The following is a 20696-nucleotide window of genomic DNA, read 5'->3' as shown; positions in this document are numbered from 1 at the left end:
CGAGCGCTGACGATGCAGGCGGGCAGGGTGCGCTCGGTCGTGCCACAGGTGTTCGATCTCCGATCGTCGGGCCGGCGAACGGTCGAATCGATCGTGCCGGCGTTGCAGATCGTCATCGCTTCCTCGACCTCCTACGCGGTGGCGCACTACCTCCTCGGATACGCGGTGCCGCTGCTCGCGGTGACCGTCACCATCTCGAGCCTCGGCTTCGTGCGGGATGCCCGCCCCGTTCGGGTGCTCGAGACGGCGATCGGCATCGTCATCGGCATCGTGCTCAGCGAAGCGTTGCTCCTCACGGTGGGTCAGGGGCTCTGGCAGGTCGCGCTCGTGCTGATGCTGACCCTTGTCGTGGCGCGCGCCCTCTCGCCGAGCAATGCCTTCGCGGTCGCGGCAGGCGTCCAATCGATGCTCGTCATGTTGTTGCCCGTCCCCGCCGGTGGCCCCTTCGTGCGCAGCATCGACGGAATCGTCGCGGGGATCGTCGCGCTCATCGTCACGGCCCTGGTGCCGCGGGATCCCCGACGGCTCGCCCGTCAGGATGCCCGGCGCCTCTTCGCGTCGCTCAACGAGGCGCTGGATTCCCTGGTCGTCGCGCTGGAGAGGGCGGACGAGCCCTCCGCAGAGCACGCCCTCGATCGACTGCGCACGACCCAGCCGGTCATCGACGGCTGGGCGGCGTCCCTCGACTCCGCCGCCGCGATCGCCCGGATCTCGCCGTTCCTGCGTCGGCGGCGCCCGGATCTGCTCGCGCAGACCCGCGTGCTCCGCGGCATGGACCTCGCCACCCGCAACCTCCGGGTGATCGCCAGGCGCATCGACTTCCTGGTGCGCGACGGTGAGCAGAGACCCGGGATCGCCTCGATCATGGCGAGCCTCGGCACCGCGGTGGAGTTGCTCGGCCAGAGCCTCGACGACCCTCTGCTCGCCGACACGGCGCGGGTCGGACTCGTGGCCATCGCCGAACGGCTCCGCCCCGACACCGTCGTCGCCGGTGCGCCCGTCACGGATTCCGTGGTGATCCTGATGATGCGACCCCTGCTCGTCGACCTGCTGACGGCCGCGGACCTGCCGGCCGAGAAGGCTCGAGCTCTGCTGCCAGAGCTGTGACGGCCCTCTCGGTCACCAGAGGAAGCCCTGGGGCGCTACGGCCTCCCAGAGCACCGTGAGCTCCCCGAGCTTCCACCGGGACCGGCCCCCCTGCACCGGCCAGCCCGCATCCGCGAGACCCTGGGCTGTGGCGATCCAGCGCTGGGACGGACCATAGACCGAGAGGGCCGCGTTGAGCTGCCACTGCCGATCGAGGTCACGCAGGAACGCATGAACCCCCTCCCCGGGCACGTTGCGATGGATCAGCACCTTGGGAAGTCGCTCCGCCACGATCGACGGTCGTTCGAGGTCGGCGAGGCGCAGGCTCACCGTTAGGGTGCGGGGACCGTCGGCCGTGACATCCACCCAGCTGGCGACGCGGCCCACTTCGTTGCAGGTGCCCTCCACGAGCACCCCGAGGGGCTCGAGGCGCGACACCATCAGGCGCCACGCGGCGAGCACCTCGGATTCGTCGTACTGCCGAAGCACGTTGAGCGCGCGGATCACCGTGGCCGAGCGCCCACCGGGCAGCGGCACCTCGAATCCGCCGAGCGCGAAGCGCACGCCCGCCCGGGCGGAGACGCTCGCGAGCGCGACCCGCGCCGGATCAATCTCGAAGCCGACGACCTCCACCGTCGGCCGCACTCGGGAGAGCCTCTGGTGCAGCTCGAGGGTGGTGGTCGCGGATGCCCCGTAGCCGAGGTCGACCACGAGCGCATCAGCGGCGCGACGGAAGGCCGGCAGCTCCGCGATCCACCGGTCGACACGGCGGAGCCGATTGGTTCCGGTGGTCCCACGAGTGATCGAACCGATGGGCATGCGTCGATTATCCCGCTCGCTAGAGTTGAGGCATGACGTACACGCTCATCCTCCTGCGCCACGGCCAGTCAGACTGGAACCAGAAGAACCTCTTCACCGGGTGGGTGGATGTCGACCTCAGCGAGGTGGGACGCACCGAGGCCCGCCGGGCCGGCGAACTTCTCGCGGAGTCCGGCATCCTTCCCGACATCCAGTACACGAGCGTTCTCAAGCGGGCCATCCACACCGCCGATATCGCGCTCGATGTGGCCGACCGGGACTGGATCGACGTGAAGCGCAGCTGGCGCCTCAACGAGCGTCACTATGGTGCACTGCAGGGCAAGGACAAGGCGCAGACCCTCGCCGAGTACGGCCAGGAGCAGTTCATGACTTGGCGCCGGTCCTTCGATGTTCCGCCGCCGCCGCTCGACGACGACAGCGAATTCTCACAGGCTCACGATCCGCGTTACGCCGGCCTCGGCGACGACCTGCCGCGAACCGAATCCCTCAAACTGGTCATCGATCGGATGCTTCCGTACTGGCACTCCGACATCACGGTCGACCTCGCCGCGGGAAAGACCGTGCTCGTCACCGCGCACGGCAACTCTCTTCGCGCGCTGGTGAAGCACCTCGACCACATCGCGGACGACGCGATCGCCGAGCTGAACATCCCGACCGGCATCCCACTGGTCTACACGCTCGACGAGACCTTCGCGCCGGTGAAGCCCGGCGAATACCTCGACCCCGAGGCTGCGGCCGCGGGTGCGGCAGCGGTGGCGGCGCAGGGCAAGAAGTAGCGCGCCAGCGCGGATTACAGTTCCGCGGCCACCCAGTCGCCGGTGGCCAGGTACTGCACCTTCTTCGCGATCGAGACCGCGTGGTCGGCGAAACGTTCGTGGTAGCGCGACGCGAGGGTGGCATCCACAGTGTCGACGGCCGCGCCCTTCCAGGTCTCGCCGAGCACCTTGTCGAACACGCTCAGGTGCAGCGCGTCGATGCGGTCGTCGTCGTTGCGGATCTCTTCGGCGATGCGCACGTCTTCGGTGCGGAGCAACTGGGTGAGCTTGCGCGCGATCTGAACATCGAGATGGCCGAGTTCGGCGAACGTGGTGCGCAGGGACTTCGGCACCACCTTGTCGGGAAAGCGGTAGCGGGCCAGCTGAGCGATGTGCTCCGACATGTCGCCCATGCGCTCGAGCGAGGCGCTGATGCGCAGGGCGCTCACGACAATGCGGAGGTCGCGGGCCACCGGCTGCTGGCGGGCCAGGATGTTGATGGCCAGTTCGTCGAGGGCGATGGCCGCTTCGTCGATCTTGCTGTCGTCGGCGATGACGGCCTCGGCGAGTGACACGTTCGATTCGTTGAACGCACGGGTGGCGTTGTCGATCGACGTCTCCACGAGGGCGGCGATCTCGACGAGGCGCTCCTGCACCTCCGCCAGTTCCTGCTGGAATACCTCGCGCATCGTTCACGTCCCTTTCGCTGCGAGTCTTCGATTCCCGCACAGTTCTGCTGCAACCCTGCCCCGCGCAGGTGAACAGCGGGGGAACCGCACCTGAACAACACGCCAAGTGCCGGAGCCGGCCACCACACGGGCGCGAGCCGAGCCCCCGGATGTAACTAATCTAGTGGCTATGGACTCCGCCCTGCTGGTGCCGCTCGCGCTGGCTTTCGGTGTCGCCGTCGGTGTGGGTGTCACGGCGCTGCTCGTCGCCTCCGCCCGCCGCGGCCAGCGTGCCGTTGCGGTGGTGAGTACCGCGGTGCCCGACGGTGTCGACCAGGTGATCGAGGCCCTCGAGTCCGCCGGGATCGTGCTCGATCCCTCGAACACCGTGGTGAAGGCAAGCCCGGGGGCGATGGCCTTCGGCCTCGTCTGGAACCAGGCTCTCGTGCATCCGGAACTCGTGACCATCGTCGATCGCGTCCGTCGATACGGCGAACCGATCACGCAGGAGCTCGAGCTCTCTCGCGGTCCCTTCGGCGACGCGAACATCTACCTCTTCGTGCGGGTCGCCCGCTTGGGCGCCCGGTACATCCTGCTGCTCGCGGAGGACCGCACCGAGTCCTATCGCCTCGACGAGGTGCGGCGGGACTTCGTGGCCAACATCAGCCATGAACTCAAGACCCCGATCGGCGCGGTCGGCCTTCTCGCCGAAGCGCTGCAGGCGGCCTCCGACGATCCGGACCAGGTGCGCCGCTTCGCCAAGAGGCTCACCAAGGAGGCGGATCGCCTCGCCCGCATCACGCAGGAGATCATCGAGCTCTCCCGCTTGCAGGCGGCGGATGCCCTCACCAGCCCCCACGTCGTGGAGATCGACCACGTGGTTGCCCTGGCGATCGACCAGAACCGGGTGGCGGCGGAGTCCAGCCGCGTCACCATCGTCAGCGGGGGAGACGCCGGCGCGGAGGTCTACGGCGACGAACCGCTGCTCGCCGTCGCCCTGCACAACCTCATCGCCAATGCGATCCAGTATTCGCCCAAGGGCTCCCGGGTGGGCGTCGGCGTGAGCAACGCCGACGGCATCGTCGAGATCGCCGTCACCGACCAGGGCATCGGCATTCCGGATGACGAACTCGACCGCGTGTTCGAGCGCTTCTTCCGCATCGATCCGGCTCGCTCACGCCACACCGGGGGCTCGGGGCTCGGCCTCAGCATCGTCAAGCACGTCGTGCAGAACCACGGCGGCGACATCCGCGTCTGGTCCCAGCCCGGAAACGGGTCGACCTTCACCATCCGCCTGCCCGAAGCGTCCCACGCCACGACCGCATCCCTGAAAGAGGCTTAAGTTGCGCATCCTGATCGTCGAAGACGAACCCTCCCTGAGCGAGCCCCTCGCCTTCCTGCTCGGTCGTGAGGGCTACGAGACCTCCATCGCAGCCGACGGCATCTCCGCCCTCGCGGAGTTCGACCGCGCCGGAGCCGACCTCATCCTGCTCGACCTCATGCTTCCCGGCATCGCTGGCACTGAGGTGTGCCGCGAGATCCGCACTCGATCCCAGGTGCCGATCATCATGCTCACCGCGAAGGACAGTGAAGTGGATGTGGTGGTCGGCCTCGAGCTCGGTGCCGACGACTACGTCACCAAGCCGTACTCCACCCGCGAGCTTCTCGCGCGCATCCGGGCCGTCATGCGACGCCGGGTTGAGACCGACGAAGACGACACCGCCATCCTCGAGTCCGGCGACGTCCGCATGGATGTCGACCGCCACACCGTCGCCGTTCGCGGAGTGGACACGGCCATGCCGCTGAAGGAATACGAGCTTCTCGAGGTGCTTCTGCGCAACTCCGGCCGGGTGCTCACCCGCGGCCAGCTGATCGACCGTGTGTGGGGCTCGGACTACTTCGGCGACACCAAGACGCTCGACGTGCACATCAAGCGCATCCGGTCGAAGATCGAGAAGGAGCCCTCCGACCCGAGGATGCTGCTGACCGTTCGCGGGCTCGGCTACCGCTTCGAGCCCTGAAGCAGCCGACGGCAGCCTGGGGCGGCAGGCTGGGGCGGCACCCGCGCGCGGGCTCCGCTGCGGCCCAGCGGCTACGGGGCGGTCGTCGCCGTGGGGGTCGGGACCGGGATGACCGTCGGGTTCACCGGCGGAGTGGCGGTCGGCAGCGGCGTCGGAAGGAGCTTCGAGTATTCGGAGAGCGACCCGTCGAGCACCGGCACCAGCAACTGGTCCCCGGTCTCCGTGCCGTACTGGACGAAGACGGGGAAGAGGGATCCGGGCTGGGAGTTGATTCCGCTGAAGATCAGCTGGCGGGTATCGGAGGATCCGAAGGTCTTGACCTCCCCCGCGTCGAGCTGCACGCGGGTGTCGACCTTGCCGGAGGTCCCCTCGGCCGTCGTGCCGTCGTACTGGATGAGCACGTTCACGGTCTTCTGGCCGTCGTTGACGAGGTTGACGAGGAAGCTCGCCTCCTGCCCGTCCTTCGTGAGGAGCAGTGCGTTGCGCACCTTCACCTGGCCGACGGTCGCGCCCACCCCGTCGCTCGGGTCGTACTTCTTGAGTGTCGACTGCGGCGCGAAGAAGCTGCAGCCGGCGGTGGAGAGCAACAGCGACGCCGCCACTACGACGGTTGCGACGATGCGAGCTCTCACGGGACCCTCCAGAACGAAACGAAAACACGGCGATGACGCGGCGGATGGCCAACGAAGCCAGTTCGAAGTTTAGCCTACGGCGACGGCGGCCAAGGCCTCTCGCCCCCGCCACGGAAAAGGCCCTGTGATAAACTGACGGCCACTGAAACGGAGTGTCAGCAATGCTTTTCGAGGTCGGCGAGACGGTTGTTTACCCCCACCACGGTGCGGCGACGATCACCGAAGTGAAGACGCGCAAGGTCAAGGGTGAAGACACGCTCTACCTCAAACTCACCGTCGCACAGGGCGGCCTCGTGATCGAGGTGCCGGCAGAGAACGTCGATCTCGTCGGGGTTCGGGATGTGATCGGGCAGGACGGCCTCGACCGCGTCTTCGACGTCTTGCGGGCCCCGTTCACCGAGGAGCCGACCAACTGGTCACGCCGTTTCAAAGCCAACCTGGAGAAGCTCGCCTCGGGAGACGTGATCAAGGTGTCCGAGGTGGTTCGCGATCTCTGGCGCCGCGACCAGGACCGGGGGCTGTCCGCCGGTGAGAAGAGCATGCTCGCCAAGGCGAGGCAGATCCTCGTCTCCGAACTCGCCCTCGCCGAGAAGACCGACGAAGAGAAGGCCTCGACCGTGCTCGATGAGGTTCTTGCGTCCTAGCTCCGGGCCCGATGTCGGCATCATCGTCGTCGCGGCCGGCAGCGGATCGCGTCTCGGGCATCCGGATCCCAAGGCTTTCGTGCCGGTCTCCGGGCGACCGATCCTCGCCCACGCCCTCGAGGGGGTCTTCGGCAGCGGCGAGTCGGCGCAGGTCGTGGTGGTCGCGCCCGCCGACTGGGTCGACGAAGCACGCACGCTCGCGACAGAGGTCGCCGGGGCCGCTCACGAATCGGTGACCGTCGTCATCGGTTCCGAGTCTCGCCAGGGCTCCGTGGCGGCGGGCCTCGCCGCGCTCGCAGCGAGTGTTCGGATCGTGCTCGTTCACGATGCGGCCAGGTCGTTCACGCCGCCTGCCCAGTTCGACGCCGTGGTCGCGGCGGTGCGGCAGACCGGCGCAGGGGTGATCCCCGGCCTCGCCGTCGCCGACACGATCAAGCGGGTGGAGGGCGGGCTCGCGGTCGCGACCGTCGATCGCTCGGAGCTCGTTGCGGTGCAGACCCCGCAGGGCTTCCCCCGGCAGCAGCTCGTTGCCGCCTACGCGGACGCGAGCGCCGACCACACCGATGATGCCGCCCTCTTCGCTGCCGCCGGTCACCCGGTGGTCGTGATCGATGGCGATGCCCTCGCCTTCAAGATCACCACACCGTGGGACCTCCGCCGAGCCGAGTCCCTCCTCGCCGCGGTCCTGCCGGCGGAGACCCGCACCGGCATCGGCATCGATGTGCATGCCTTCGACGAGGCGAGTCCGCTCTGGCTCGGCGGCGTGTTCTGGCCGGCGGAGGTCGGCCTCGCCGGGCACAGCGACGGGGATGCGGTCAGTCACGCCATCTGCGATGCGCTGCTCTCGGCATCAGGCCTCGGTGACCTCGGGTCGAACTTCGGCACCTCGGATCCCCGGTTCGCGGATGCCCATGGCGAGGTCTTCCTCGCCGCGACCGTTGAGCTCGTGGGAGCCGCCGGGTTCGCGATCGGCAACGTCTCGGTGCAGGTCGTGGCGAACCATCCGAAGATCGGCACCCGGCGAGCGGAGATCGAGACCAGGCTCAGCGCACTCGTCGGGGCTCCGGTGAGCGTGGCGGCGACGACCTCCGACGGGCTCGGATTCACCGGGAGGGGCGACGGGATCAGCGTGGTCGCGACCTGTCTTCTTCAGCGCATTCGGTCGGGGAGCACTCGGTAGGCTGGTGCGCGTGACAGTGCGCCTCTACGATTCCCGCTCGCAGGGGCTTCTCGACCTTGTGCCGATCGTCGAAGGCAAGGTCGGAATCTACGTCTGCGGACCCACGGTTCAGTCCTCGCCGCACATCGGTCACCTGCGCTCCGCCCTCGTCTACGATCAGTGGCGACGCTGGCTCGGCTATCGCGGATACGACGTCACGCTCGTGCGCAACGTCACCGACATCGACGACAAGATCCTCGCGAGCGCGGCCACCGGGAGCGAGGAATGGTGGGCCCTCGCCTACCGCTTCGAGCTCGAGTTCACCCGGGGTTACGAGCGCCTCGGCATCCTCGCGCCCACCTATGAGCCGCGCGCGACCGCCAGCATCCCGCAGATGCAGCGCTTGATCGCGGAGCTGATCGAGCGCGGTCACGCCTACGCCGCCGACGACGAGTCGGGCGACGTCTACTTCGACGTGGCGTCCTGGCCGGCCTACGGCGAGCTCACCAACCAGAAACCCGCAGACATGGCGGCATCAGCCGATGCGCCGAGCCGGGCCAAGCGCGATGCCCGCGACTTCGCCCTGTGGAAGGGGCACAAACAGGACGAGCCGGCATCGGCCGCATACCCTTCGCCCTGGGGTGACGGCCGCCCGGGGTGGCACATCGAGTGCTCCGCGATGTCGCAGCAGTATCTCGGCACCCGCTTCGACATCCACGGTGGCGGTTTGGACCTGCGGTTCCCGCATCACGAGAACGAGCTGGCCCAGTCATCCGCCGCCGGCCATGGCTTCGCGGGCGTCTGGGTGCACAACGGGCTCGTGAATGTGAACGGACAGAAGATGTCCAAGTCGCTCGGCAACTCCATCTTTGCGGCCGAGTTCCTCGATCAGGCTCGCCCGCTCGTCGTGCGGTACTACCTCGGCTCCGCTCACTACCGCTCCACCATCGACTATCACGATGGCGCACTTGCCGAAGCGGAGGCCGCCCTCGATCGCATCGAGGTGTTCCTCGATCGCGCTGCCCGCCGCCTCGAGGGAACGCAGTTCGCTGGCACCGGCGTGGAGATCATTCCCGACGAATTCGCCGAGGCGATGGACGACGACCTCGCCATTCCGCAGGCGATGGCCGTGCTCCACGAGCAGGTTCGTGCCGGCAACGCGGCTCTCGATGCTGAGGACCTCGGCAGCGCCGCAGCCCTGCAGGGCCAGGTGTTGGCGATGACGGAAGTTCTCGGAATCAACCCGATGGCCGTAGAGTGGCAGACTGCTGCGGATGATCCGGCGAGTGTAGCGCTCGCAACTCTCGTCGAGAAATTGCTCGAGGACAGGGACGCGGCACGCAAGGCGCGCGATTTCCCGTCCGCCGATCGCATTCGCGATGAACTTGCCGCAGCCGGCATCCAGATCGAAGACACCCCGTCGGGGTCGCATTGGAGTCTTGACTAATGAAGAGCAGTGGAGCCAACAAGCCGCGCGCAGGTGCCGTGCGCAAGAGCAGCACCGGCAAGCAGGTCGGCTCCGGTGGCCAGGGTCGCCAGGCGCTCGAAGGTAAGAAGCCCACCCCGAAGGCCGTCGATCGTCCGTACCATCCCGCGGGCAAGCGCAAAGCGGCCAATGACCGTTTCGCCGCCGCCGGCGGCACGAAGAAGCCGTCGAGCACGGGCGCCCCGCAGCGTGCAGCCGGTCCCCAGCGTGCACAGCGTCCGAAGCAGACCGACGAGTTCGAGGTCGTCACCGGCCGCAACTCGGTGCTCGAGGCTCTCCGCGCCAAGATCCCGGCGACCGCTCTCTACATCGCGACCCGCATCGAATACGATGACCGCGTCAAGGAGGTCATGCAGATCGCGACCAAGCGCGGCCTGCCGATTCTCGAGGTCATGCGCCCGGAGCTCGACCGCCTCGCCGGCTTCGACTCGGTGCACCAGGGACTCGCCCTCAAAGTTCCGCCCTACGAGTACGCGCACCCCACAGACCTCCTCGACAAGATCGTGGCGAGCGGGCGCGTTCCACTCCTGGTCGCGCTCGATGGCGTGACCGACCCGCGCAACCTGGGCGCGATCATCCGCTCGGTCGCCGCATTCGGCGGTCACGGCGTGATCGTGCCGCAGCGTCGTTCGGTGGGTCTCACCGCCGCGGCCTGGAAGACTTCGGCGGGTGCCGCCGCCCGCACGCCCGTCGCGATGGCATCGAACCTCACCCAGACGCTCAAGGCGTTCAAGGAGCGCGGCGTGTTCGTGCTGGGACTCGCCGGCGACGGTGACACTCCGCTGCCCGAACTGTCCTGGGCGAAGGAGCCGCTGGTGGTTGTCGTCGGCAGCGAGGGGAAGGGCCTCTCCCGCCTCGTGACCGAGACCTGTGATGCCGTGATCTCGATCCCGATCAACTCCTCGACCGAGTCGCTCAACGCCGGCATCGCCGCGAGCGTCACCCTCTACGAGATCTCGAAGCAGCGCGCGAAGAAGAAGTAGCGTCGGCGCGTAGAGCCCCGGTCCGGCCTTTCATCATTCAGGAAGGTGTGGGGCTGGCGGGGCTGGAGTTGCTCGTGGGGTCGTCATGCGCCTCATCCGTCCCGCCCGGCACAGGACTTCCTGAATGATGAGGCGGTGACTCTGGTGCTGCGCGTCGGGCGGCGGCTCAGACTTTCGAGCGCCAGTCATCCTCCGCGATGACGTCCACCGGCAGGGTGATCGTGCCGGTCGCCGGAGCGATGACCGTCGCCTCGTCCCGACGGTGGCGCAAGACGGTGTCGATATAGGAACTGACGGCCTCGGCGAGCGGAACGTCGCGGTTCTCGTTCTGCGACAGGTACCACCGGTGCTCCAGCAGCTGGTGGAACATCTCCGCCGGCTCCAGTCGTCCCTTGAGATCGCGGGGGATGGCGCGGATCACGGGCTCGAAGACCTTAGCGAGCCACTCGTGGGCCACCATCTCCTCATCGTCGCCCTGTTTGTTGAAGGTGGCGGTGTAGGAGTCGAGGTCGTTGAGAAGGCGACGCGCCTGGTTCTCCTGGGCGTCGAGCCCGGTCAGGCGCAGCAGGCGGCGCTGGTGGTGCCCGGCATCCACGACCTTGGGCTGGATGCGCACCTGCGAGCCGGTGTCGTCGGTCTTGATGGCCAGCTCTTCGATGTCGAATCCGAGCTCGTTGAGTCGTTCGACCCGCTCGTTGATGCGCCAGCGTTCGGAGGAGGAGAAGGATTCGGATCCGGTGAGCTCGACCCAGAGGCTGCGATAGGCCGCGACGATGCCGTTCGACACCTCGACGGGATCCAGTCCCTCCTCGAGTCGCCCGCCCGCGGCGAGATCGAGCAGCTCTCCGGCGATGTTCACCCGGGCGATCTCGAGATCGTTCTCCCGTTGACCGTTAGACAGTCCGTTGTAGAGCTGGCCGGTCTCGGCATCCACCAGGTAGGCGGCGAAGGAGCCGGCATCCCGGCGGAAGAGGGTGTTGGAGAGCGACACGTCGCCCCAGAAGAACCCGATGATGTGTAGGCGCACGAGGAGCACGGCAAGCGCATCGACGGTGCGCGTCGCGGTCTCGGGGCGCAGAGTCTGCGAATACAGCGCCCGATAGGGCAGCGAGAACTTCAGGTGGCGGGTGACGAGCACGGAATCGAGCTCGTTGCCCTCGTCGTCCGTTCGATTGGTGATGACCGCGACCGGGTCGACGCAGGGCACATCGAGCTTCTGCAGCGTGCGCAGCATCTCGTACTCCCGGCGGGCGAGCTCCGCCGAGGTCTCCTTGATGGCGATCACATAGCCGCTGAGATGCACGAAGCGCACGAGGTGGCGCGAGATGCCCTTGGGGAGCGCGGCGATCACGCTGTCCGGCCAGGTGTCGAGCGGGAGGTTCCAGGGCAGGTCGAGGAGTGCGGGATCGACTGTCGCCGAGGTGATGTTGAGGGAACCGCTCATGTGCGTTGCCTAACGGAGTTGTAGTGCGGACGAAAAAGTGCGGGCGACGATCGTGATCGCCGCCCGCACCGAAGGGTATTCGACTGCTTAGTCGACCACGGCCTTGCTCAGGCGATCGCCCGACTCGATGTCGAACGCGTGCACGTGAGCCGGCTCCGGGAGGATGAACACGGTCTCACCGGCGTTCGGGTGCGAGCGTCCATCGACACGGGCCACGAGGTCGACTCGCGCGCCGTCGATGTCGGTGTGACCGTAGAGATAGCCGTCCGCGCCGAGCTCTTCCACGAGGTCCACCGCGACCTGCAGGCCCTCACCGGAGGTCGATACGCGCACGTCCTCGGGGCGAACACCGATGGTGACCTTGGTGTTGTTGGTCTTGCCCATGGTGGCACGGTCGAGCGCGGCGACTGCCGTGCCGAACTTGAGGCCACCGTCGACGAGCTCAGCGGTGAAGAGGTTCATCGCCGGGGAGCCGATGAAGCCGGCCACGAAGACGTTCTTCGGGTTGGCGTACAGGTCGCGGGGCGTCCCGACCTGCTGAAGCACGCCATCCTTCAGCACGGCGATGCGGTCGCCCATGGTGAGCGCCTCGGTCTGGTCGTGGGTGACGTAGACGGTGGTGACGCCGAGTCGACGCTGGAGGGATGCGATCTGGGTGCGGGTCTGCACGCGAAGCTTGGCGTCGAGGTTCGAGAGCGGCTCGTCCATGAGGAACACCTGGGGCTGGCGCACGATTGCGCGGCCCATGGCGACGCGCTGGCGCTGTCCGCCGGAGAGTGCCTTCGGCTTGCGGCCGAGGTAGGGCTCGAGGTCGAGGAGCTTTGCGGCTTCGAGCACGCGGGTCGCACGCTCGTCCTTGTTGACGCCGGCGATCTTGAGGGCGAAGCCCATGTTCTCGGCGACGGTCATGTGCGGGTACAGCGCGTAGTTCTGGAACACCATCGCGATGTCACGGTCCTTCGGCGGCACGTCGGTGACGTTGCGGTCACCGATGAGGATGTTGCCGTCGTTGACCTCTTCGAGCCCGGCGAGCATGCGCAGGGACGTGGACTTTCCACAGCCGGATGGTCCGACGAGCACGAGGAACTCGCCATCTGCAACGTGCAGGTCGAGCGCGTCGACCGCCGGCTTCGTCGAGCCGGGGTAGAGGCGGGTAGCTTTGTCAAAAGTGACAGATGCCATGGTTGTACAACTCCTTCACCGGCAGGTACGTGCCGGACGATCCGTAGTGAATGGATGGTAGTGCACTGCCATTATGCCACTCGAACGGGGTGCACCAAGGGGCCAATTCCCCTCGATAGGCTGAAGCGGCTGGCACTTTGGCTTTTTCCCAGACTGCGTGTCTAGTGTTCTTAGGGCTCCGCTCACGGCAAACTGCAGCGGCTGATGGCCACGGCATTGATTGATAGCGAGTGAGGTGCGATGACCTACGACGGTTCGAGTGACAAAGGTCTCAGCAAGAACGAGAGGCGCGAGGCTGCGCGTGAGAAGGCCCGTGCGCTGCGCGAGCAGCAGAAGAAGAAGGATCGCCGCAGTCGGGTGGTACTGCAGGGGAGCCTCGCGGTTCTGGTGATCGCCATCGTCGCCGTCATCGGTCTCGTGATCGTCAACAGCGTGCGGCCGCCGTCTCCCGGCCCCGCGAACATGATCAGTGACGGCATCAAGATCGGCCAGGGGTTCACGGCTGTGCCGACCGCAGCACTTCAACCGGATGCCAAGCCCGTGCCATCCGCAACCAACCCCGCCAACGTGATCGACCTGCGTGTGTACATCGACTACCAGTGCCCCTCCTGCGGTGACTTCGAGAAGACCAACGCGGAGCAGATCAAAAAGTGGGTCTCCACGGGGGCGGCAACTCTCGAGATCCACCCGGTCGCCATCCTCGACCAGTCCTCGCTCGGCAAGAAATACTCCACGCGGTCGGCGAATGCGGCCGCTTGCGTGGCCAACTACTCGCCCAACCAGTTCTTCGACTTCAGCGCACTGCTCTTCCAGAACCAGCCCAAGGAGAACACCGAGGGCCTCACGGACGACCAGATCATCGCACTCACGAAGAAGGCGAAGGTGGGAAAGGCCGATTCGATCGCCAACTGCATCATCGACCAGAAATTCAAGTCGTGGACGAATGCGGCGACGGCCCGGGCGACGACCGGTCCGCTGGTCGGTACGGATGTGAAGAATCTCTCGTCCACTCCCACCGTGATCATCAACGGCAAGAAGTACGGCGGAGCCATCGACAACGCCGCGGACTTCGCGACCGCGGTCTCCAAGGCGGCGGGGGACAGCTTCAGCGAAGACTCCTCGGCGACGCCGAGCCCGAGTCCGTCGCCGTCGGCTGCCGACGGCAACTAGCGCTCCCGCTCACCACCGGCTCGCGCCGGAGAAGTGATGCCTGACGAGAACGGCCGGACCCTGGGGTCCGGCCGTTCTCGTTTTCGGGCAGTGCCGCCGGGGGCAGTGCCGCCGGGGTCAGTCCTGCAGGGCCGCCACCGGTGCCGAGGTGATGATCTTGCCCGGGTTGAAGGTGTTCGTCGGGTCGGCCGAGTCGAACAGGCCCTGCATCACCGCGACTCCTCCGGTGGAGATGTCCTGCTCGAGCCACGGAGCATGCTCGAGGCCGACACCGTGGTGGTGCGACACTGTTCCACCCGAGTCGATGAAGGCCTGCTGGATCGCGCTCTTCACGACGTCGTACTGGTCGAGCGAATCGCCGCTCGGCAGGTAGGCGAAGGTGAAGTACAGGCACGCTCCCGAGTGGTACGAGTGGGAGAGGTGGGCCATGATCCAGCCCTTGACCCCGATCTCATCGAAGGCCTTGTTCGCGGCGGCCATCACGTTGTCGTACAGTCCGGGGAGCTTCGACCAGGGGGCCGAGGTCTCCGAGACATCCGCTGAACCGCCGAGGTCGAGCAGGAAGTCGCGGATGTACGGGGTGTCGAACTTCTTCTGGTCGTAGAGGGCACCGGGTCCCTTGCCCACTCCGATGCCGCCGTGCTTCTTGACGATGCGCCCGACGAGCTTCTCGTTGCGGGCCACGTGCTCTTCGCTGCCCTCGTAGCCGATGAACGACAGGCACATCTTGTCGGTGTCCCAGCCCTTCGATTTGAGGAAGACGCCGAGGCCCTTGGTCACGAGGCTCGAGATTCCCTTGCTCTCCTTGCTGGTCGCGAACGAGAACACGGTCTCGCGACCGTCGGAGACCCGGGTTACCGAGGGAGTGGCGTCGCTTTCCGAGATCTCCTTCATCGCCGCGAGCCCGTCAGTCCAGGTGGGGTAGAGGTAGGCCTGGATCTCCCGCTTCACCGGGATGCGGTGCACCTGTACGGTCACCTCCGTGATCACGCCGAGGCGCCCCTCGCTGCCGAGGATCATCTCCCGCACGCTCGGGCCGGTGGAAGCGCTCGGCACGGCGCGGATGACGAGCACGGTTCCCGGGCGCACGACGCGAAGTCCCTTGGCGATGTCGGCGATGTCGCCGTACTTGTCCGACTGCATTCCGGAGGATCTCGTGGCGACCCATCCACCGACGGTGGAGTGGGTGAAGCTGTCGGGGAAGTGACCGATCGTCCAGCCGCGCTTCTCGAGCTGGGCCTCGAGGTCGGGGCCCTGTGCTCCGGCTTCGATGCGGGCGAGGCCGGATCCTTCGTCGATGTCGATCACGCGGTTGAGGCGCCCGAGGTCGAGGGAGATCACGGTGCGGGTCTCTTCGGCGAGCGGTTCGAGGCTGCCAACGATGTTGCTTCCGCCGCCGAAGGGGATGATCACGGCGTCGGCCGCGACCGCGGCATCCACCACCTGCTGCACCTCGAATTCGTCCGCGGGGTAGATCACCACGTCGGGGGTGCGGGCAAGGGACCCGGCGCGAACGCGGATCAGGTCGCGGATGCTCTTGCCGAAGGTGTGCACGACGCGGCTCATGTCGTCCGTGGTCACATGCTCGTCCCCGGCGATGGCGACCAACCGCTCGAGGAAGTCAGCGCTCGCGCGGCTGGCCGGCACATCTAGGTCCTCGAAGGTGGGGGGAGCGACCGTCGGCGCCCCCGGCTCGAGCCCGAGGGCGAAGGTGAGGAATGGGGCGAACCCGGGCTTGTCATCGTGATGGAACGCGACGCCATCCCGTCCCCAGCCCCACCACTTCATGTGCTGAACATCGGTCACTTCTGTACTCCTCCGTGTTGCGGGTACCGCGGTCATTTCTGCCGGGGTCGGGTGTGTCGGCCGAGGATGTCGGCCGAATGCAGGTCTCTCAGGCGCACGATCTCCTGGCGGGTGCGCTCGGCGAAGTCTCCCTTGGATTCGCCCTCCGCGACGCGAAGCGGGTCTCCGAAGACGACTCCGACGGGCAGCCTGCCGGGTCTCGGCCAGTTCGTGCCACGGGGGTGGGCGATGTGCGCCCCGATGAGGGCCACCGGGATGCACGGCACGTCACAGGCGGCGGCAAGGGCCGCGGCGCCCGGCTTGAAGCGGCCGAGCTCGCCGTCCTTCGACCGGGTGCCCTCCGGGAAGATCAGCACGGGGATGCCGCGCATCAGCAGCGAGCGGGCGCTGGTCGACGATGTCTCTGTCCCGGTTCGACGGACGGGGAAGGCATTGAAGAACAGCGCAGTGAGCCCGCGGCGCCACCAGACGTTGAAGAAGTAGTCCGCGGCGGCACCGGCGGCGAGGTAGCGGGCCAGTGGGCGGGGGAGCGATCCGACGATCAGCGGGGTGTCGAGATGGCTGGAGTGGTTCGCGATCACCACGAACCCGCCCTTCACCTCTTTCAGCTTCTCACTGCGGATCACGGTGACGCTCGTGAGCGACCAGATGAGCGGCTTGAGCAGTGCCCGCTGGGCGAGGAAACGAGCTACGGCCTGGTAGGGGGAGTTGAAGCGATCATGAAGCCGCTTCGCTGCGGAACGGGGCCCTGCGGGGCGCGAGCTGAGAGGCATCCGCACCGTCACCGCACTACGGGCTTTCGCCGAGACGACGAGATCGCACCGGAGAACGAACGGATGGCGCTCTTCGGAGCGAGCCCGGCCAAGCCGATCAGCGCTCGGTAGCGAAGAGTAGGTATGGAAATCACTTTGCCTCGATCCACGTCGCGCAGGGCTGCGCTCACCAGTTGTTCGGCGTCGAGCCACATAAAGTTTGGGATGCCGCCCGAACGGATGCCGGCCCGCTCATGAAACTCCGTGCGAACCCAACCCGGGCAGAGGGCCGTGACCGTGACGCCACTGCCGCGCAACTCCACCGCGAGTCCCTCGGTGTACGAGGTGACCCAGGCCTTGATCGACGAGTAGGCACCCATCGTGAGGAACCCCGCGGTGCTCGAGACATTGAGGATGCTGCCGGAACCACGCTCGACCATCCCTCGAGCCGCGGCACCGCTCAGAACGAAGACCGCGCGGCACATGACCTCGAACGCTCGGTCGAATTCGGAGACGTCGGGATCGAGCGACGAGGAATGCATGCCGAATCCGGCATTGTTCACCAGCATGTCGATGGGCCGCTCGGGATCGCTCAGCCGTTCGGCCACCCGGGCGACCGCCTTCCGGTCCGACAGGTCGGCCGGAAGCAACTCGACGGAACGGCCCGTCGCCCTCAATTCCGCGGCCATCGTCTCGAGCCGGTCGGTCGACCGGGCGACGAGCACGAGATCATAGCCACGCGCAGCGAGGAGACGGGCGAACGCGGCACCTATGCCAGACGTGCCGCCGGTGACGAGAGCTACACCCATGCCGTTAGGTTACGCTGCTCAGGGGGCAGCGGTTGCCTAAACAGGGGCTCCGATGGCAGCAAAGGCTTGGAATCATGACATTCGCGAACAGCGACTCCACCACTGAATCCCCGGCGGGTTCGGGCGATCACGCCCTGGACTCCACCCCTGCGCGATTCGACGTTCGCGGCTTCGCCCGAACGGCACAGGGCAATCATCGCGAGACACTGCGCCTCGACGAATTCTCGACGACCCCGCTCTCGGCGGACAGCATCCGCTCCGTGCGGTATCTGGCCCGCCTGGAGAGCGGCACGATGGAGCAGTTGCGCAACCTGCTGGTGACGGCGACACACAAGGATGCCCGGATCACGGCCTTTCTGGTGACCTGGGCATTCGAGAAATTCTGGATCGCCGACGCCCTCGATGCCGTGCTCGAGGCGAACGGGCAAGCCAAGTCGCACGACGCGGCCGAGGGCTCGGTGCGCCGATCGCACACCGAGTCGGTCGAACGACACGGGCCGATCCGTCGGGCGATCGCGGGGCTCATCCAGGGGGTACCGATCATCGGGGTTCACGTGACAACGGGTCTGGTGGACGAATGGGTGACCCGTGCGGCATACGACCGTCTGGACGCCTCGAGTCAGAGCTCAGCGCTCTCGGCCACCATCGCGACGATCGTCGCAGTGAAGGAGAGGCACGTCGCCTTCTTCGACGACGAGGCCCGGCGTCGACTGGCGGATGACCCGAAAGCCGTCGCCCTCACCCGCACCTCTCTCGAGCGCCAGGCCTGGCCGCTCGGCGCCATCGACCGCGCCGGTGACGACCGATCCTTCTTCGAGACTTCCGTCTTCGGCGACGACTCGGGCCGAGAGCGTGCCGCCGACATCGGTCGCCGGGTCGCCGGACTGCCCGGCATGGATTCCCGCATCGGCGATGCCGTGACCCGGAAGTTGCGCGAATGAACGCCGCCGCAGAGCCGTCGAAAGCACAGCCGTCGAAAAAGGCTCCCGTACGCAAAGCGAAGGTCGCGGCGCCGAAGGCCGTCGCCGCATCCGGCCTCGGCTCGTCCCACGTCTTCCTCACGGGAGGGACCGGGTTCGTCGGCCAGGCGATCCTCGAGCGTCTGCTGTCGTCGCATCCGGACACCACCATCTCCCTTCTGATCCGTTCGAAGGGCAGCACGAGTGCGACGGACCGCCTGCGCACCCTGCTGCGCAAGCCGGTCTTCCGCCTGTGGCGGGAGCGCGTCGGAGACGACGAGGTGGAACGAGCCGTCCGTGAACGCCTTCGCGTGGTCGAGGGGGATCTCGGCTCGGTGCCGGCGCTCCCCGCAGACCTGGACGTCGTCATCCACAGCGCTTCATCCGTGTCCTTCGATCCCCCCATCGACCAGGCCTTCGAGACGAACCTGGGGGGAGCGGTGACCCTCTACACGGCACTGCTCGCGAGCGGGGCGGACCCGCACGTCGTGCACGTGTCGACGGCGTACGTCGGCGGCATCCGCAAGGGGATCGTGCCGGAGGCGCGACTCGCCCACACCGTGGACTGGCGCAGCGAGTTCGAAGCCGCGCGCGACGCTCGCGTCCGCGTCGAGATGGCTTCACGCCAGCCGGAGACCCTTCGCCGCTTCCTCGGGGAGGGCCGCGCCGAGCACGGCAAGGAAGGTCCGCAGGCGGTCGCGAAGGCCGCGGAAGCCGCCCGTGTCGAGTGGGTGCGCTCCCGCCTCGTCGACTACGGCCGCACCCGCGCCGAGAGCCTGGGCTGGACCGACGTGTACACGCTCACCAAGGCCTTCGCCGAACGAGCCGCCGAGGAGATGTGGGGGGATGCCGGCCACCGGCTGTCCGTCGTGCGCCCCGCGATCATCGAGAGCGCGCTGCAGCATCCGTTCCCCGGCTGGATCGACGGCTTCAAGGTGGCCGACCCGCTGATCCTCGCCTACGGGCGCGGCCTGCTGCCCGAGTTCCCCGGCCTTCCCGACAGCGTGCTCGATGTGATCCCCGTCGACTTCGTCGTGAACGCGATCCTCGCGATCGCCGCCCGCCCGGCACCGGTCGCCCAGTACGTGCACGTGAGCTCGGGGGCGAGCAATCCGCTGCCTATCCACCGCATGTTGCAGAACATGAACGAGTTCTTCACGGCCAATCCGATGCCGCACGCGAGCGAGGGCCAGGTGCGGGTGCCCACCTGGAGTTTTCCCGGTGACCGCAAGGTGGAGCGTGCCCTGCGCAACCAGGAGCGCTGGAACGACCGGCGCGAGCAGCTGCTCGAGCGGTTTCCGTCCACGGCCCGCACCCGCGCCCAGATCGCCAAGGTGACGACCCGTCGCAGCGATCTCGAATCGCTGCGCAACTTCGCCGAGCTCTATCGCGCCTACGTGCAGACGGAGATCATCTTCGACGACCGAAAGCTGCGCGAGCTCGGGGAATCCCTGGCGCTCACTCCCGGGGACGACACCGGCTTCGACGTGACGACGATCGACTGGGAGGACTACCTCCAGCGCGTGCACTTCCCCGCCATCACGACCCTCACCCGGGCTTTCGCCGTGCGGCCGGCCGCCTCGGAGAAGGTGCAGAAGGCGCTGCCGGCCCGCACGGATGTCGTGGCCGTCTTCGACCTCGAGGGCACAGTCGTCGATTCCAACATCGTCGAGCAGTACCTCTGGGTGCGTTCGGCGGGCTTCCGCAAGGCAGCCTGGCCGGGCGAAGTGGCCAGCCTGCTCGGCTCGCTGCCGGGCTACCTGAGCGCCGAACGCCGAGACCGCGGGGAGTTCATCCGGGTCTTCCTCCGGCGGTACAGCGGCATGCCGGTGGCGCGGCTCGAGAGCGTCGTCTCTGGCGGCTACCGCGATACCCTCCTGCGGCACACCATGCCCGCCGCGATCGCCCGCATCAAGGAGCACCGGGCCGCCGGCCATCGCACCGTGCTCGTCACCGGTTCGATCGGCACCCTCGTCGCCCCGCTCGCCGATCTCTTCGACGAGGTGATCGCGGGGTCGATGCACGAGCGCGACGGTGTGCTCACCGGCTATCTCGCCCAGCCGCCCCTGGTGGATGAGGCGCGAGCCGCCTGGCTGCTGCGCTACGCCGAGACCAACGGATTCGATCTCTCGCAGAGCTACGGCTACGGTGACAGTCATGCCGACCTGGTCTGGCTCGAACTGCTGGGAAACCCCAGTGCGGTCAACCCCGACACCAATCTGTCGCGTGAGGCACAACGAAGAAGGTGGAGCATCCACAACTGGAAGCGCGGATCCCACCCCACGGATCCAGTAAGCCCGAAAGGAGCGGGAGAGTAGCCG

19 protein-coding genes are annotated in these 20696 nt (G+C 67.2%); 11 read left to right on the top strand and 8 right to left on the bottom strand.

Annotated elements, in window-relative coordinates; all coding sequences use genetic code 11:
* Nucleotides 1–39 precede the first annotated feature (39 nt).
* A complete protein-coding gene (locus ABIB54_RS04540) occupies nt 40–1107 on the top strand; it encodes an FUSC family protein (protein WP_354574346.1) in 1068 nt (355 codons plus the stop codon).
* 12 nt (nt 1108–1119) lie between these two features.
* On the opposite strand, the gene ABIB54_RS04535 is transcribed toward ABIB54_RS04540, so the two are convergent.
* Nucleotides 1120–1905: a class I SAM-dependent methyltransferase gene (locus ABIB54_RS04535; RefSeq protein WP_354574345.1), complete on the bottom strand. Its 786-nt coding sequence runs from the start codon at nt 1903–1905 to the stop codon at nt 1120–1122.
* Between the two features lie 32 nt (nt 1906–1937).
* Here ABIB54_RS04535 and ABIB54_RS04530 point away from each other — a divergent pair, with 32 nt between their 5' ends.
* A complete protein-coding gene (locus ABIB54_RS04530) occupies nt 1938–2681 on the top strand; it encodes a phosphoglyceromutase (protein ID WP_354574344.1) in 744 nt (247 codons plus the stop codon).
* A gap of 14 nt (nt 2682–2695) precedes the next feature.
* Here ABIB54_RS04530 and phoU read toward each other — a convergent pair whose 3' ends face one another.
* Complete coding sequence (phoU, locus tag ABIB54_RS04525; RefSeq protein WP_354574343.1) at nt 2696–3349, bottom strand: phosphate signaling complex protein PhoU; 654 nt, start codon at nt 3347–3349, stop codon at nt 2696–2698.
* A gap of 169 nt (nt 3350–3518) precedes the next feature.
* Between phoU and ABIB54_RS04520 the strand changes: the two genes are divergently transcribed.
* Together ABIB54_RS04520 and ABIB54_RS04515 are read left to right on the top strand one after the other, a co-directional pair.
* Nucleotides 3519–4670, top strand: a complete 1152-nt coding sequence (locus ABIB54_RS04520; protein WP_354574342.1) for a sensor histidine kinase — start codon at nt 3519–3521, stop codon at nt 4668–4670.
* 1 nt (nt 4671) lies between these two features.
* Nucleotides 4672–5349, top strand: a complete 678-nt coding sequence (locus ABIB54_RS04515) for a response regulator (RefSeq protein ID WP_354574341.1) — start codon at nt 4672–4674, stop codon at nt 5347–5349.
* A 71-nt stretch (nt 5350–5420) separates the two neighbouring features.
* Here the strand turns inward: ABIB54_RS04515 and ABIB54_RS04510 are convergent, their stop codons facing one another.
* Complete coding sequence (locus ABIB54_RS04510; protein ID WP_354574340.1) at nt 5421–5981, bottom strand: hypothetical protein; 561 nt, start codon at nt 5979–5981, stop codon at nt 5421–5423.
* 161 nt (nt 5982–6142) lie between these two features.
* On the opposite strand from ABIB54_RS04510, the gene ABIB54_RS04505 reads away from it, so the two are divergent.
* From ABIB54_RS04505 to rlmB, 4 genes are read left to right on the top strand one after another with little or no spacing between them, the layout of a single operon-like run.
* Nucleotides 6143–6625, top strand: coding sequence for a CarD family transcriptional regulator (locus tag ABIB54_RS04505; protein WP_354574339.1), 483 nt, complete (start codon nt 6143–6145; stop codon nt 6623–6625).
* Complete coding sequence (gene ispD, locus ABIB54_RS04500) at nt 6606–7805, top strand: 2-C-methyl-D-erythritol 4-phosphate cytidylyltransferase (RefSeq protein WP_354574338.1); 1200 nt, start codon at nt 6606–6608, stop codon at nt 7803–7805. The genes ABIB54_RS04505 and ispD overlap by 20 nt, the downstream gene beginning before the upstream one ends.
* A 10-nt stretch (nt 7806–7815) precedes the next feature.
* Nucleotides 7816–9231, top strand: coding sequence for a cysteine--tRNA ligase (cysS, locus tag ABIB54_RS04495; protein WP_354574337.1), 1416 nt, complete (start codon nt 7816–7818; stop codon nt 9229–9231).
* A complete protein-coding gene (rlmB, locus tag ABIB54_RS04490) occupies nt 9231–10253 on the top strand; it encodes a 23S rRNA (guanosine(2251)-2'-O)-methyltransferase RlmB (protein ID WP_354574336.1) in 1023 nt (340 codons plus the stop codon). The genes cysS and rlmB overlap by 1 nt, the downstream gene beginning before the upstream one ends.
* A gap of 166 nt (nt 10254–10419) precedes the next feature.
* On the opposite strand, the gene ABIB54_RS04485 is transcribed toward rlmB, so the two are convergent.
* Together ABIB54_RS04485 and ABIB54_RS04480 are read right to left on the bottom strand one after the other, a co-directional pair.
* Nucleotides 10420–11697 carry a DUF4032 domain-containing protein gene (locus ABIB54_RS04485; RefSeq protein ID WP_354574335.1) on the bottom strand — a complete coding sequence of 426 codons (1278 nt, stop codon included), beginning with the start codon at nt 11695–11697 and terminating at the stop codon, nt 10420–10422.
* 87 nt (nt 11698–11784) lie between these two features.
* Entirely contained in the window at nt 11785–12879 is a 1095-nt protein-coding gene (locus ABIB54_RS04480) for an ABC transporter ATP-binding protein (RefSeq protein ID WP_354574334.1), read from the bottom strand.
* A 240-nt stretch (nt 12880–13119) separates the two neighbouring features.
* Here ABIB54_RS04480 and ABIB54_RS04475 point away from each other — a divergent pair, with 240 nt between their 5' ends.
* Entirely contained in the window at nt 13120–14049 is a 930-nt protein-coding gene (locus ABIB54_RS04475; RefSeq protein WP_354574333.1) for a DsbA family protein, read from the top strand.
* A gap of 117 nt (nt 14050–14166) precedes the next feature.
* Here ABIB54_RS04475 and ABIB54_RS04470 read toward each other — a convergent pair whose 3' ends face one another.
* The 3 genes from ABIB54_RS04470 to ABIB54_RS04460 are packed head-to-tail and all read right to left on the bottom strand — an operon-like array spanning nt 14167 to nt 17416.
* Nucleotides 14167–15855 carry an FAD-binding oxidoreductase gene (locus ABIB54_RS04470; protein ID WP_354574332.1) on the bottom strand — a complete coding sequence of 563 codons (1689 nt, stop codon included), beginning with the start codon at nt 15853–15855 and terminating at the stop codon, nt 14167–14169.
* Nucleotides 15856–15887: 32 nt separating this feature from the next.
* On the bottom strand, nt 15888–16628 hold the full coding sequence (locus ABIB54_RS04465) for a lysophospholipid acyltransferase family protein (protein ID WP_354574331.1): 741 nt from the start codon (nt 16626–16628) through the stop codon (nt 15888–15890).
* Between the two features lie 8 nt (nt 16629–16636).
* A complete protein-coding gene (locus ABIB54_RS04460) occupies nt 16637–17416 on the bottom strand; it encodes an SDR family NAD(P)-dependent oxidoreductase (protein ID WP_354574330.1) in 780 nt (259 codons plus the stop codon).
* Between the two features lie 74 nt (nt 17417–17490).
* Here ABIB54_RS04460 and ABIB54_RS04455 point away from each other — a divergent pair, with 74 nt between their 5' ends.
* Both ABIB54_RS04455 and ABIB54_RS04450 read left to right on the top strand, forming a co-directional pair.
* Nucleotides 17491–18357, top strand: a complete 867-nt coding sequence (locus ABIB54_RS04455; RefSeq protein WP_354574329.1) for a hypothetical protein — start codon at nt 17491–17493, stop codon at nt 18355–18357.
* A complete protein-coding gene (locus ABIB54_RS04450; RefSeq protein ID WP_354574328.1) occupies nt 18354–20693 on the top strand; it encodes an SDR family oxidoreductase in 2340 nt (779 codons plus the stop codon). Before ABIB54_RS04455 ends, ABIB54_RS04450 begins: the two co-directional genes overlap by 4 nt.
* Nucleotides 20694–20696: the final 3 nt, after the last annotated feature.

Origin of the sequence: Frigoribacterium sp. UYMn621 (assembly GCF_040549525.1) — a bacterium.
GTDB lineage: Bacteria > Actinomycetota > Actinomycetes > Actinomycetales > Microbacteriaceae > Lacisediminihabitans.
This window is presented reverse-complemented; position numbering and strand designations above follow the sequence as displayed.

What these genes read in the sequence shown, in the direction of transcription:
- phoU (WP_354574343.1), bottom strand. Translation starts at nt 3,349, where the DNA reads ATGCGCGAGGTATTCCAGCAGGAACTGGCGGAGGTGCAGGAGCGCCTC.
- ABIB54_RS04485 (WP_354574335.1), bottom strand. Translation starts at nt 11,697, where the DNA reads ATGAGCGGTTCCCTCAACATCACCTCGGCGACAGTCGATCCCGCACTC.
- ABIB54_RS04455 (WP_354574329.1), top strand. Translation starts at nt 17,491, where the DNA reads ATGACATTCGCGAACAGCGACTCCACCACTGAATCCCCGGCGGGTTCG.
- ABIB54_RS04460 (WP_354574330.1), bottom strand. Translation starts at nt 17,416, where the DNA reads ATGGGTGTAGCTCTCGTCACCGGCGGCACGTCTGGCATAGGTGCCGCG.
- ispD (WP_354574338.1), top strand. Translation starts at nt 6,606, where the DNA reads ATGAGGTTCTTGCGTCCTAGCTCCGGGCCCGATGTCGGCATCATCGTC.
- ABIB54_RS04475 (WP_354574333.1), top strand. Translation starts at nt 13,120, where the DNA reads ATGACCTACGACGGTTCGAGTGACAAAGGTCTCAGCAAGAACGAGAGG.
- ABIB54_RS04505 (WP_354574339.1), top strand. Translation starts at nt 6,143, where the DNA reads ATGCTTTTCGAGGTCGGCGAGACGGTTGTTTACCCCCACCACGGTGCG.
- ABIB54_RS04535 (WP_354574345.1), bottom strand. Translation starts at nt 1,905, where the DNA reads ATGCCCATCGGTTCGATCACTCGTGGGACCACCGGAACCAATCGGCTC.
- rlmB (WP_354574336.1), top strand. Translation starts at nt 9,231, where the DNA reads ATGAAGAGCAGTGGAGCCAACAAGCCGCGCGCAGGTGCCGTGCGCAAG.
- ABIB54_RS04480 (WP_354574334.1), bottom strand. Translation starts at nt 12,879, where the DNA reads ATGGCATCTGTCACTTTTGACAAAGCTACCCGCCTCTACCCCGGCTCG.
- ABIB54_RS04465 (WP_354574331.1), bottom strand. Translation starts at nt 16,628, where the DNA reads ATGCCTCTCAGCTCGCGCCCCGCAGGGCCCCGTTCCGCAGCGAAGCGG.
- ABIB54_RS04450 (WP_354574328.1), top strand. Translation starts at nt 18,354, where the DNA reads ATGAACGCCGCCGCAGAGCCGTCGAAAGCACAGCCGTCGAAAAAGGCT.
- ABIB54_RS04520 (WP_354574342.1), top strand. Translation starts at nt 3,519, where the DNA reads ATGGACTCCGCCCTGCTGGTGCCGCTCGCGCTGGCTTTCGGTGTCGCC.
- ABIB54_RS04530 (WP_354574344.1), top strand. Translation starts at nt 1,938, where the DNA reads ATGACGTACACGCTCATCCTCCTGCGCCACGGCCAGTCAGACTGGAAC.